Below are 11,122 nucleotides of genomic sequence, written 5' to 3'. Positions count from 1 at the left end.
GTTCGGCTGGACCCCCGACGGCAAGGCCGTCGACCGCCGCGGCGCCGGCCCGATGGACGCCTCGATCTTCGGACGCGGCGCCGGCGAAGGGTTCGGCGTCCACATCTGTACCGGCCCGATCTACGTCGCCGGGGCGCAGGCCGGCGACGTGCTTGAAGTCCGCATCCTCGACATCGCGCCGCGCCCGAGCGCCAACCCAACCTATGCCGGCCGCGTCTTCGGCAGCAACGTCGCAGCCTGGTGGGGCTATCACTACGGCGAGTTTTTGACCGGCCTGAAGCCGCGCGAAGTGGTTACCATCTACGAACTGTTCGCCGAGGCGGAGACGCCCTTCGCCGGCGCCATCTACAGCTATCGCTGGACGCCGCAGACGGACCCCTACGGCACTGTCCACGTCACCTACGACTACCCCGGCGTTTTGGTCGATCCCGCGACCATCACCCCGAACCACGACGTGCTGAACGGCGTGAAAGTGCCGATACGGCTGCATTTCGGCGTCATCGGCGTGGCGCCGCGCGAGACGCGAATGATCGATTCGATCCCGCCGTCCTATTTCGGCGGCAACCTCGATAATTGGCGGCTCGGCAAAGGCGCCACCGTCTACCTGCCCGTGGCCGTCCCCGGCGCCCTGCTCTCCGTCGGCGATCCCCATGCCGCACAGGGCGACGGGGAGCTCTGCGGCACCGCCATCGAATGCTCGCTGACCGGCGAATTCCAGATCATCCTGCACAAGCGCAAGGACCAGGCGGGGCAGCCCTTCGTCGACCTTGACCACCCGCTTATCGAAACGCCGACAGAGTGGATCCTGCCGGGCTTCAGCCACCCGAACTACCTCGCCGCTTTCGGCGAAGCGAGCCAGAGCGAAGTCTACTGCAACTCCTCGCTCGACCTCGCGATGAAAGACGCGTTCCGCAAGATGCGGCGGTTCCTGATGACGACGCGGGACCTGAGCGAGGACGAGGCGGTGTCGCTGATGGCCGTCGCCGTCGATTTCGGCGTGACGCAGGTGGTCGACGGCAACTGGGGCGTCCACGCCATTTTGAAGAAATCCGTGTTCGAGGCGCCGCCGGAACTCACCTGATCCACAGAGGACAACACTTGCTGTTTCACATGAGTCCCGGCGCGCCGCCGCCGGTCGCACCCTTCAGCCATGCCGTCGAAAGCGGCGGCTTCGTCTTCGTCACCGGCCAGATGCCGGACACGCCGCTGACACCCGGCATTCTGCCGCCAGATATCGAGAGCCAAACGCGCAACGTCATGGCCAACCTGACGGCCGTTCTCGCCGGGCTGTCACTGGATCTCGGCGACGTCGTGATGGTGCGGATCTACCTCACGCACTTCAAAGAGGACTACGCGGCGGTCAACGCCGTCTACGCGACCTATTTTGCACCGGGAAAGCTGCCGGCGCGGACCTGCGTCGGCACGACCGGGCTCGCCTACGACGCGCGGATCGAGATCGATCTGGTGGCGCAGCGGCGTACCGGAGGCTGATATCGGGCGGTATCGCGCCTGCCAGCCGCCATTGCGAGCCGAAGGCGAAGCAATGACGGCGTCCAAAAGTGAGATGCCAGCTAAGCCGTGGCGAGCGACTCCGCCAGGCTCTCGAACAGTTTCAGCCCATCCGTCCCGCCGACCAGCGGATCGATCAGGTTTTCCGGATGCGGCATCAGGCCGAGCACCCGGAAATTGGACGAATACACGCCTGCGATCTCGTTCATCGAGCCATTGGGGCTGAGGTTGCTTTTCACCACGCCGGCGGCATCGCAATAGCGGAACGCCACGAGGCCCTCGCCTTCGATCCGCGCGAGCGTCTCGGCATCCGCGGTATAGTTGCCCTCGCCATGAGCGATCGCGACCTCGATCGCCTCGCCTTCGCGATACGACGTAGTGAACGGCGTGTCGGCGCGCTGGACGCGCAGGTGCTGCATGTGACAGACGAAGCGCAGATCCGCGTTGCGCATCAGCACGCCCGGCAGCAGGCCGCTTTCGACGAGGATCTGAAAGCCGTTGCAGATGCCGAGCACGAGCCCGCCACGCCCGGCATGGGCGCGCACCGCGTCCATGATCGGCGAGCGCCCGGCGATGGCACCGCAGCGCAGATAATCGCCGTAGGAGAAGCCGCCCGGCAAGACGGCGAGATCGGTGCCAGCCGGCAGCTCGTGGTCGCCATGCCAGACGGTGGCGGCCTCGATGCCGGCGGCGCGCAACGCCCGGACCGCATCACCCTCGCGGTTGGAGCCGGGGAACATGACGACGGCGGCACGCATCTCAGAGCAGCTCGACGCGGTAGTTTTCGACGACGGTGTTGGCGAGCAGCTTTTCGCAGGCCTCCTTCAAGGTCCGCTCGGCTTCGGCGGGATCGGTCGCGGCGAGGTCGATGTCGAACACCTTGCCTTGGCGAACGCTGTCGATCCCGGGAACGGCGAGCGAGCGCAGAGCGCCCTCGATGGCCTTGCCCTGCGGATCGAGGATCCCGGTCTTGAGGGTGACAGTAATGCGCGCTTTCATCATGGCTCTTCGGTTACCACATAAGAAAACGGAGGCCAAAGCCTCCGTTTGATCGTTTGAGTCGGGGGCCGAAGCCGCCTACTGGACCAGTTTGGGGCCCGAAGCGCGGGGCGCTTCGTTTTCCTGGAGGATGCCGAGCCGGCGCGCGACCTCGGTGTAGGCTTCGACGAGCCCGCCCATGTCGCGACGGAAGCGGTCCTTGTCGAGCTTGTCGTTGGACTTGATGTCCCACAACCGGCACGAATCAGGGGAGATTTCGTCGGCGACGACGATGCGCATCATCTCGCCTTCCCACAGGCGGCCACATTCCATCTTGAAGTCGACGAGACGGATGCCGACGCCGAGGAAGAGGCCGGAGAGGAAATCGTTGACGCGAATGGCGAGCGCCATGATGTCGTCGATCTCCTGCGGGCTCGCCCAGCCGAACGCGGTAACATGCTCTTCGGATACCATCGGATCGTTGAGCGCGTCGTTCTTGTAATAGAACTCGATGATCGAGCGCGGCAGCTGCGTCCCTTCCTCGATGCCGAGGCGGGTGGCGAGCGAACCGGCGGCGACGTTGCGCACGACCACTTCGAGCGGGATGATCTCGACCTCGCGAATCAACTGCTCGCGCATGTTGAGCCGGCGAATGAAGTGCGTCGGCACCCCGATGTCGTTGAGATTCTGGAAGATGAACTCGGAAATGCGGTTGTTCAACACGCCTTTCCCGTCGATCACTTCGTGCTTCTTGGCGTTGAACGCGGTGGCGTCATCCTTGAAATGCTGGATGAGCGTACCTGGCTCCGGGCCTTCGTAAAGGACCTTGGCCTTACCTTCGTAAATGCGCCTGCGGCGATTCATGGGGATTAACCGTGGCTTGAGATGATCCATGGGTGGCCGTGGCTCCTTTGAAGACCCTAGGCCGAGCGCCCAAACCGAACTTGTACTCTGTTCAGACGAGCAGCGCAGGATTTAGCGCGTATGTTGCCGCGGTATTGCACTGCGTCGTATCCGGTTCCATCGCAACAAACAACCCGCCCGAGGTCCAGCCGCCCGCCACGCCGAGACAAGCGTAGCCGTCCGATGGCATCTGGTCTTGCTTAGGCAGGTGCTTAAACATGGAAGACTTTGTCCCTATAAAGAAGAACGCGTCCCGAAGCTTAGCAATAAACCGCGACACGACAAGCCAGCGCGGCTCGACATAACGCTTCCTTCATATATGTGCTCTGCACCCCCGCGAAAAGGGACGGTGCGGGAGGTGGTTAACACCGCGATGTCGCGACCCGACCTTAGGCTTTAATGCACCGTAAGATTTGTAAGGGCATTATGGGGTCATGGAATCACCGCAGGATGACAGCCAGCCCGCCTCGCTCGCCTTTTATCCGGCGCAGCTCGATCTCGCAGATGCGGCGCTGGCTTGGACCAGCCATCTTCAGGGCGAACGACGGATGTCGCCGCACAGCATCGAGGCCTATCGCCGGGACCTCCGGCAATTCATCGGCTTTCTCGCCGAGCATCAGGGCGAGCGCCCGACCCTGGCCACGATCGACGCGCTGACGACGGGCGATGTCCGCGCCTTCATGGCCCGCCGGCGTCAGGCCGATGTCGGCAACCGCTCGCTCTTGCGCCAGCTCGCCGGCGTGCGCTCGTTCGCCCGCTTCGCCGAGCGCGAGGGGCTCGCGAAAACCATGGCGCTCGGGTCGGTCCGCGCGCCGAAGCTGCCGCGGACCCTGCCGAAGCCGTTGAGCCCGAACCTGGCGTGCGATGTCGTTTCCGGAGAGGGATTTGTTGGCGATGACCGGGCGGCCTGGATCCTGGCGCGCGACACGGCCGTTCTGGCTTTGCTCTACGGCGCCGGTCTGCGCATCTCGGAAGCGCTGGCGATCCGCCGCATCGATGCGCCGGTCGGCGATCTCGACGTGCTGACGGTCGTCGGAAAGGGCCAAAAGACCCGACAACTGCCGGTCATCGCGCCGATCCGCCATGCCATCGAGCGTTACATCGCGCTCTGCCCGTTTCCGCTTGCGCCGGCGGGCCCCCTGTTTATCGGCTTGCGCAAAGGCCCACTATCACCCCGGCTGATCCAGCTTGCCGTCGAGCGGCTCCGCGGCGCGCTCGGCCTGCCCGACAGCGCGACGCCGCACGCCCTCCGGCACTCATTCGCCACGCACCTGCTAAGCCGCGGCGGCGACCTCCGAACGATCCAGGAGCTTCTCGGCCACGCGTCGCTCTCTACCACGCAGATCTACACCGCGGTGGATTCGGCGCGCCTGCTGGAAAGCTATCAGGCCAACCATCCTCGCGCCAAAGCCTCCTAAGGCGTCGTCGGGTGCTGGAAAAACATCGAGGCAACGACAAAGGCCACGACAACCAGAACGACGCCAGCGATCAGAACGTAGATCATCTTCGGCTTGGTCGACCCCTGTCGAGCCTCGACCTTATTCAGGGTGATGTCGTCGTTCGGATCCGATGCCATTCTGATTCGCCCTTGGTTGGGATGCTTTGACGCTACGAGAGCGTCGAAGCTTAGAACGGCTAAGTCGGCAAAAGGATCATCCGGCCTTGCGTCGTGCCGGCTTTGCGGCCGGCTTGGCCGTTTTATGCCGCGGTGTCGGCACAGCGGCTTTGCGAGCGGGAGCCGCGGTCTTTCGGCTGGATGCCGGTTTGGTCTCCGCCGGCGCATCGGCGGCAGGCCCCAGGCTCTTCCGCAACGCGTCCATCAGGCTGACGACGTTGCTCGGCTTGGACGGCTTGGCGACCTGGACCGGCTTGCCTGACTGCTTCGCCTTAATGAGTTCGACCACCGCCTCCTGGTAGCGGTCCTTGAACTGGCTTGGGTCGAACTTGGCCGTCTTGGTATCGATAATGTGCGAAGCGAGATCGAGCAGTTCCTTGGCCAGATCGACTTTCGGGATCTCGTCGAAATACGAGGCGTCGTTGCGCACCTCGTAGGCATAGTGCAGCGTCGTCGCCATCAGGCCCTTCGAACGCGGCTCGACCATGACCATCCTCTCACGCCCGAACAGCACGACCCGTGCAATGCCGACCATCGCCCGCTTGCGCATGGCCTCGCGGATGACCGCGAACGCCTCCTCGCCGACCTTGCCCTCCGGGGTCAAATAATAATGGTTGTCGATGTAAATCGGATCGACTTCGGAGGCGGGCACGAAGCTTTCGATATCGATCGTATGACTGCTTTCGATCTGCACGTCGGCAAGTTCGTCATCGGTCACGTGGATGTAGTCGCCTTTGGCGACCTCGTAGCCCTTGACCCGCTCGTCGCGTTCGACGAGATCGCCGGTCTCCGAATCCACATACTGCTGCTTCAGGCGGTTGCCTGTCGCGCCGTTGAGCATGTGGAACGAGACTTTTTCGCTGGCACTCGACGCGGGAAACAGCGCGACCGGGCAGGAGACGAGCGAGAGCTTGAGATAGCCCTTCCAATTAGCACGCGGCGCCATGAGAGAACTCCACCTTACGCAATACCGCGGGGCGAACGTGGCAGCAGCGTCCCGGTTCCTCGGGAACCCGCACCCGAAGGGCCACGTTTCAACTGGCTCGACACAGCAAGGAGACGGTCGATGCACAATCTCGAACTCCAGCAGGTGCCGCCGCAGCCCGTTCCCGGCGATATGCCGGTGCCGCCACCGATGCCAGGCCCAGGTCGCATCCCCGAACCCGTCATCGATCCGAACCAGGAACCGCCGCCGATGGGCGATCCCGATGTCGTCGATCCGGTGCCTGGCCCCGAGATCACGCCACCGATGGTGGCGTCAACCTCATGAGCGTGAAGGTGTTGGAACCCGTTCGATCCGAACGCCTTATGGAATCACAGCGGCACCAGCCTTTCCAAGGCTGATCAGGCGGAACCTGCGCCAAACGGCCGCGTTCTAGCTGAGCAGTACGGCCGAAGCGGTTACGGTGTTGCAAATAGCGCGAAACCAAGCAGCCTTCAGGCCGTGCGGTTGTTCCAAAAGCGACGAGGACCTCATGTCAGATTCCAAGCCATTCCAACAAGCGTCGCAGGATTTCGCCGCCGATCTTTCCGCGTTGCGCGACGATATCGCCAAGCTCACGGGTTCGGTGTCCCAGCTCCTGCGGTCACGGGCGAGCGCCACGAGCGATCAGGCCTACAGCACCTACAATCAGGCGCGCGATACGCTGTCCGATCGTGCCAGCCACCTCTCCGACCGCGTCGCCGACCGGGCCGGCGACGTGCGCGACCGTCTGTCGAGCCGCGCCGCCGATGCGCAAGAGCGTCTCGGAGCATTCAGCTCGGATGTCGAAACCAAGATCGAGCGCAATCCGCTGACGGCCGTCGTCGTCGCCGCGATCGCGGGCCTTCTGATGGGACTGCTGAGCCGCTCGTTCTAATGTTCGGGTTCATCGCCAATCTCGTGGGCGACGCCTTGGCGCCGCTCATCGATTCGATCACGGAATTCAGCGTCCGCCTTCTCCGGAAGGTGGCGCTTTTTCTTGTCGCAGCCATGTGTCTGCTGGTGGTTTTGATCGCACTGACCATCGCGTTCGATCTGTGGATTGCCACGCTTGCCGGCCCGATCGTCGCCGCGCTGGCGGTCGCCGGGCTTTATTTTATCGTCGCCATCCTTGCCGTGGTCTTCGCCCTGCGCGACGGGTCATCCCCCGCCGTGACCGTCGAGGACGCCAAGGCGGCCGAGGCCGTGCCGCTGCAGCCTGAAATCAACGCGCAGATCGACCAGTTCACCAAGCCGATCCTCGATATCCTGCAGCGCTTCGGCCTGCGGCGCGAGCAGCTGGCCGTCTTCGCCGGTGCGACGATGGCCAAGCGCCTCGGTCCCGTGCCGCTCGTCGGCTGCGCGATCGTGGTCGGGTTCCTGGTCGGACGCCTGTGGAAGAGCTGGCGCAGCGTTTTGGAAGCGGGTCTCGCCATGTCGCCGCTCGTGGCCGATCTCTTCGCGCAGAAACCGGCCGAGCCGGAGGCCCCGCCGCCGGTCTGATCAGACCTTGGCTTCCGCGGCGCGGCGCCCGAAGTCGGGCGCCGCGGTTTCCTGGCCCTGGGCGATGATGCCGCGCCGGATCGCCCGGGTTCGGGCGAACAGGTCGAACAGGCCGTCGCCATCGCCGACGCGCACCATCCGCTGCAGCGCGGAAAGGTCTTCGTTGAAGCGCCCAAGCACCTCCAGCACGGCCTCGCGATTGTTCAGGAAAATGTCGCGCCACATCGTCGGGTCGGACGAGGCGATGCGGGTAAAGTCGCGGAAACCGCCGGCGGAAAACTTCATCACCTCGGACTGCGTCACGGCTTCGAGATCGGCGGCCGTGCGGACGATGTTGTAGGCGATGAGATGCGGCACATGGCTGGTGATCGCCAGAACGATGTCATGGTGGCTTGCGCTCATCACTTCGACGTTGGCGCCGGCCTCGGTCCAGAACTGCGTCAGACGCGCGATCGCGGCGTCGTCCGTGCCCTCCGGCGGGGTGAGGATCGACCACCGGTTGACGAACAGGCTGGCGAAGCCGGCGTCGGGGCCGGAATATTCCGTGCCGGCGACGGGATGACCGGGGATGAGGTGAACGTGGGCCGGCATATGCGGCGCCACGGCCGCGATCACCGAGGCCTTGACCGAGCCGACATCGGAAATGATGGCACCCGGCTTGAGGATCGGACCGATTTCCGCACCGACAGGTCCCATCGCGCCGACCGGGATGCAGAGCATGACGAGATCGGCATGTCGCACAGCCGCCTCGAGATCATCCGCGATCTGGTCGCCGAGCATGATCTCCCGAGCCCGCACCCGCACGGCCGGATCGGCATCGGCGCCGATGACGCGACGGGCCAGATTTTGCTGGCGGGCCACACGTATGATCGAGGCCCCGATCAATCCCAGGCCAATGACGGTGATCGTGTCGAAGAGCGGCGTCTTGAGCGGCGGTCCCAACTTGTCAGCCACGGGCGGCTGTCCGCGTTTCCGCAAAGGCGGCGAAAGCCGTGATGACAAGCTCGTTCGCTATGGCGGTCCCGACGCTGAGGCGCAGGCACTGCGGCAGGCCGTAGGCCCCGACCGCCCGCAGGATCAGCCCGCGCGCGGTGAAAAACGCATCCGCCGCCTGTGCTTCCGTCGGATCGGCGAAGTGGACCAGCATGAAATTCGCGACGCTCGGCGTGACGACGAAGCCGTGCGCACGGATCGCGGCTCCCAGGCGCCCCAGCCATTTTTCGTTATGCGCCACGGACAGGCGCGTGTGCTCGCGGTCGCCGATCGCGGCGATGCCCGCACGCATTGCGGGATCATTGGTGTTGAACGGGCCGCGCACGCGGTTGAGCATGTCGCAGATCGCGGCGGGCGCAAAACACCAGCCGAGCCGCAGGCTGGCGAGGCCGTAGATCTTGGAGAAAGTCCGGGTGACGACGACGTTATGCCGCGCGGCGACCAGGGCGAAGCTAGAATCGAAATCCGAAGCCGTCACATACTCGGCATAGGCTCCGTCGATCACCAGCAGCGTGTAAGGCGGCAAGCCATCGGCGAGCCGTGCGATCTCGCCGCTCGAGGCATAGGTCCCAGTCGGATTGTTAGGGTTGGCGATATAGACGATCTTGGTCCGCGGTGTCACCGCCGCCAGGACAGCGTCGACATCGAGCGTAAAATTGGTTTCCGGCACGACCACCGGCACGCCGCCCGCCGCCAAGATCGCGATGCGATAGACGAGAAAGCCGTGCTCGGTGAAAATCCCTTCATCGCCGGGCTCGCAGTAGATCGACGCCAGCAGCGCCAGCAGCTCATCCGAGCCCGCGCCGCAGACGATGCACGCGGGATCGAGGCCGTGGACCGAGCCGATCGCCTCGCGCAGCGCGCGCGCCGTGCCGTCGGGATAGACCTCGAGCTTGTCGACGGCGGCCTGAAACGCCGCCTTCGCGAGCGGCGAGGCGCCGAGCGGCGTCTCGTTGGAGGACAGCTTGTGAATCGTCCCGACAAAACCCTGCGCCTTGCTCTTGCCCGGCACATAGGTGTCGATGGCGAGGACGCTGGCATGGGGTTGCGGCCGTGACGGCCGGGTTTCGGACGAACTCATGATGATCTCCCTGCACTCAAGCCGCACATGCCGGGATCGAAGACTTCGGAAAGCCTCCGCATCCCAGGCGCACGTCTCGCGCTCCTTGGGTGGTTTTGGTCAAGCAGGCTTCAATACAGCAACATGGCGCCTTGCCTAGTCGGGCGTCGCCGCTCTCACTGCGCGGCGAGGCTCTGCCCCGCCTCGATCTCGAAGCGGCGCGCATGCGAACCGATCCAGGTTACATGCTGCGCCGGGATCGCAAACGCCGCGGCAACACGCTCGGCATTCACCGCATCGGGTGCGGCGGCGATCATCCTGCGGCCGATCGTGGCGACGATTTCGATGCCATGACCGACCGCCGCGGCCGCATCCGGCGACAGGCCCTCGAGCGCAAAGAGACCGACATCGGTGACCGCGGCGCCAGCCAGCGGCTTTGCCACAACGAACAACGGCAGGCCTGCGGCATGATCGGCACGCTCGACAAACGGCAGGCGCGCGATGATTTTTGGCGCGGCAGGATCGAGCAGGCCGTCCCACCAGGCGGGCCCCGACAGCGCCTCGACGCGTACCAGACCGAGATCGCCCTCAGCGGCGGCCACCGCCGCGATCACCGTTGTCGCGCCGGCATGGGTCACCAGCGGCACCGTAAAGCCGAAATGGAACCGGCAGCTGTCGCGCATCGCGGCATCGCCGTCGGCGATGTCCGCATGTACGCTGTAAGGGGCCTGGACATAGGTGAAGGTGGAGATGATGATCCGCCAGATGCTCTCGACCGTCGCGAGCGGCAGGATCCCGGCATGGCGCGTCACCAGCCGCCGCATCATCGCCGCCTCGCGGCCCGGCCGGAACGCGGAGCCGCCGCCTTGCCGCGCCTTCACCGCGATCAGCCGGTCGATGATCTCGCCCCGCGACATCAGAAGGCCGTGCAGCGCCTCGTCGATGCGGTCGATCTCGACGCGCAGCGCATCGAGATCGGGCGCCGCATTATGCGCCTGCGGACTTTGGTCGGTGGAAAGGGTCATCGCGTCATCCTCGCGGTCTTCTTAAGCACGGCTCCCCGGCATGGCAAAGGAAAGCGGCGCGATCCCGGCTCCCCGACCATCTCCGCCTTGACTCGCCCATGGCGGCGTTCCCATATGCCCAAAGCAATGCGTGTTCCCCCAAACGGCCGAGTCGGCCGATGAACGTCATCCTGACCAAAGCGGCGATCCGCCGCGAGGCCGAGACGCCGCAGTCTCTCGTCGTGACGTTCGGCGCGGACAAGCCGCTGCTGATGGATGCCGGCGTCGCCCTCAGCCCCTTCACGATCGCTTATCAGACCTACGGCACGCTGAACGCCGACAAGAGCAACGCGGTGCTGGTGTGTCACGCACTGACCGGCGACCAGCATGTCGCCAACCCGAATCCGCTGACCGGCAAGCCCGGCTGGTGGGCGACGATGGTCGGCCCCGGCAAGCCGGTCGATACCGACCGCTACTTCGTCATCGCCTCCAACGTCATCGGCGGCTGCATGGGGACGACCGGGCCGGCCTCGCTGAACCCGGCCACCGACGGGGCCTATGCGCTCGACCTTCCCGTGGTGACGATCCGCGACATG

General features: G+C 64.9%; 14 protein-coding genes and 1 pseudogene. 7 read left to right on the top strand and 8 right to left on the bottom strand.

The window, feature by feature from the left end; genetic code table 11:
• Both GSQ79_RS21435 and GSQ79_RS21430 read left to right on the top strand, forming a co-directional pair.
• Positions 1-1,081 (top strand): acetamidase/formamidase family protein (locus GSQ79_RS21435; protein WP_174243253.1); only part of this gene is annotated, 1,081 nt, incomplete at its 5' end.
• Between the two features lie 17 nt (positions 1,082-1,098).
• Positions 1,099-1,491, top strand: coding sequence for a RidA family protein (locus GSQ79_RS21430; protein ID WP_174243252.1), 393 nt, complete (start codon positions 1,099-1,101; stop codon positions 1,489-1,491).
• Between the two features lie 80 nt (positions 1,492-1,571).
• Here GSQ79_RS21430 and purQ read toward each other — a convergent pair whose 3' ends face one another.
• The 3 genes from purQ to purC all read right to left on the bottom strand — a co-directional run bounded on the left by purQ (position 1,572) and on the right by purC (position 3,381).
• Positions 1,572-2,267, bottom strand: coding sequence for a phosphoribosylformylglycinamidine synthase subunit PurQ (purQ, locus tag GSQ79_RS21425; RefSeq protein ID WP_158810818.1), 696 nt, complete (start codon positions 2,265-2,267; stop codon positions 1,572-1,574).
• Position 2,268: 1 nt separating this feature from the next.
• Positions 2,269-2,508 carry a phosphoribosylformylglycinamidine synthase subunit PurS gene (gene purS / locus GSQ79_RS21420; RefSeq protein ID WP_158810821.1) on the bottom strand — a complete coding sequence of 80 codons (240 nt, stop codon included), beginning with the start codon at positions 2,506-2,508 and terminating at the stop codon, positions 2,269-2,271.
• 78 nt (positions 2,509-2,586) lie between these two features.
• Entirely contained in the window at positions 2,587-3,381 is a 795-nt protein-coding gene (gene purC / locus GSQ79_RS21415) for a phosphoribosylaminoimidazolesuccinocarboxamide synthase (protein ID WP_158810817.1), read from the bottom strand.
• Positions 3,382-3,824: 443 nt separating this feature from the next.
• On the opposite strand from purC, the gene GSQ79_RS21410 reads away from it, so the two are divergent.
• Complete coding sequence (locus GSQ79_RS21410; RefSeq protein ID WP_158810816.1) at positions 3,825-4,808, top strand: tyrosine recombinase XerC; 984 nt, start codon at positions 3,825-3,827, stop codon at positions 4,806-4,808.
• Here the strand turns inward: GSQ79_RS21410 and GSQ79_RS21405 are convergent.
• Together GSQ79_RS21405 and GSQ79_RS21400 are read right to left on the bottom strand one after the other, a co-directional pair.
• Positions 4,805-4,966, bottom strand: coding sequence for a hypothetical protein (locus GSQ79_RS21405; protein WP_158810815.1), 162 nt, complete (start codon positions 4,964-4,966; stop codon positions 4,805-4,807). The genes GSQ79_RS21410 and GSQ79_RS21405 overlap by 4 nt on opposite strands.
• 76 nt (positions 4,967-5,042) lie before the next feature.
• Positions 5,043-5,951 carry a Ku protein gene (locus GSQ79_RS21400; RefSeq protein WP_158810814.1) on the bottom strand — a complete coding sequence of 303 codons (909 nt, stop codon included), beginning with the start codon at positions 5,949-5,951 and terminating at the stop codon, positions 5,043-5,045.
• 120 nt (positions 5,952-6,071) lie between these two features.
• Between GSQ79_RS21400 and GSQ79_RS21395 the strand changes: the two genes are divergently transcribed.
• The 3 genes from GSQ79_RS21395 to GSQ79_RS21385 all read left to right on the top strand — a co-directional run bounded on the left by GSQ79_RS21395 (position 6,072) and on the right by GSQ79_RS21385 (position 7,469).
• A complete protein-coding gene (locus GSQ79_RS21395) occupies positions 6,072-6,275 on the top strand; it encodes a hypothetical protein (RefSeq protein WP_158810813.1) in 204 nt (67 codons plus the stop codon).
• A 205-nt stretch (positions 6,276-6,480) separates the two neighbouring features.
• Positions 6,481-6,864, top strand: coding sequence for a YqjD family protein (locus tag GSQ79_RS21390; RefSeq protein WP_158810812.1), 384 nt, complete (start codon positions 6,481-6,483; stop codon positions 6,862-6,864).
• The gene (locus tag GSQ79_RS21385; protein WP_158810811.1) at positions 6,864-7,469 is read left to right on the top strand and encodes a phage holin family protein; all 606 of its coding nucleotides are present in this window, start codon (positions 6,864-6,866) and stop codon (positions 7,467-7,469) included. The genes GSQ79_RS21390 and GSQ79_RS21385 overlap by 1 nt, the downstream gene beginning before the upstream one ends.
• Here the strand turns inward: GSQ79_RS21385 and GSQ79_RS21380 are convergent, their stop codons facing one another.
• The 3 genes from GSQ79_RS21380 to GSQ79_RS21370 form a co-directional block, all read right to left on the bottom strand.
• Positions 7,470-8,423, bottom strand: coding sequence for a prephenate/arogenate dehydrogenase family protein (locus tag GSQ79_RS21380; RefSeq protein ID WP_158810810.1), 954 nt, complete (start codon positions 8,421-8,423; stop codon positions 7,470-7,472). It lies immediately after the preceding gene.
• Entirely contained in the window at positions 8,416-9,543 is a 1,128-nt protein-coding gene (locus GSQ79_RS21375) for a histidinol-phosphate transaminase (protein WP_158810809.1), read from the bottom strand. Before GSQ79_RS21375 ends, GSQ79_RS21380 begins: the two co-directional genes overlap by 8 nt.
• 155 nt (positions 9,544-9,698) lie before the next feature.
• Positions 9,699-10,547, bottom strand: a complete 849-nt coding sequence (locus tag GSQ79_RS21370) for a chorismate mutase (protein ID WP_158810808.1) — start codon at positions 10,545-10,547, stop codon at positions 9,699-9,701.
• A 158-nt stretch (positions 10,548-10,705) separates the two neighbouring features.
• Here GSQ79_RS21370 and metX point away from each other — a divergent pair.
• A pseudogene (gene metX / locus GSQ79_RS29765) lies at positions 10,706-11,122 on the top strand (homoserine O-acetyltransferase); the annotation flags it as partial.

Origin of the sequence: Beijerinckia sp. L45 (assembly GCF_009765775.1) — a bacterium.
In the GTDB taxonomy this organism is placed as follows: Bacteria; Pseudomonadota; Alphaproteobacteria; order Rhizobiales; family Beijerinckiaceae; genus RH-AL1.
The sequence above is the reverse complement of the archived record's forward strand: the minus strand, read 5'-3'. Positions and strand labels throughout refer to the sequence as shown.

Bases quoted from the DNA above. Each gene is read 5' to 3' on its own strand.
- GSQ79_RS21390 (WP_158810812.1), top strand. From the start codon at position 6,481: ATGTCAGATTCCAAGCCATTCCAACAAGCGTCGCAGGATTTCGCCGCC.
- GSQ79_RS21395 (WP_158810813.1), top strand. From the start codon at position 6,072: ATGCACAATCTCGAACTCCAGCAGGTGCCGCCGCAGCCCGTTCCCGGC.
- purC (WP_158810817.1), bottom strand. From the start codon at position 3,381: ATGGATCATCTCAAGCCACGGTTAATCCCCATGAATCGCCGCAGGCGC.
- GSQ79_RS21375 (WP_158810809.1), bottom strand. From the start codon at position 9,543: ATGAGTTCGTCCGAAACCCGGCCGTCACGGCCGCAACCCCATGCCAGC.
- GSQ79_RS21410 (WP_158810816.1), top strand. From the start codon at position 3,825: ATGGAATCACCGCAGGATGACAGCCAGCCCGCCTCGCTCGCCTTTTAT.
- GSQ79_RS21370 (WP_158810808.1), bottom strand. From the start codon at position 10,547: ATGACCCTTTCCACCGACCAAAGTCCGCAGGCGCATAATGCGGCGCCC.
- GSQ79_RS21405 (WP_158810815.1), bottom strand. From the start codon at position 4,966: ATGGCATCGGATCCGAACGACGACATCACCCTGAATAAGGTCGAGGCT.
- GSQ79_RS21385 (WP_158810811.1), top strand. From the start codon at position 6,864: ATGTTCGGGTTCATCGCCAATCTCGTGGGCGACGCCTTGGCGCCGCTC.
- purS (WP_158810821.1), bottom strand. From the start codon at position 2,508: ATGAAAGCGCGCATTACTGTCACCCTCAAGACCGGGATCCTCGATCCG.
- GSQ79_RS21400 (WP_158810814.1), bottom strand. From the start codon at position 5,951: ATGGCGCCGCGTGCTAATTGGAAGGGCTATCTCAAGCTCTCGCTCGTC.
- purQ (WP_158810818.1), bottom strand. From the start codon at position 2,267: ATGCGTGCCGCCGTCGTCATGTTCCCCGGCTCCAACCGCGAGGGTGAT.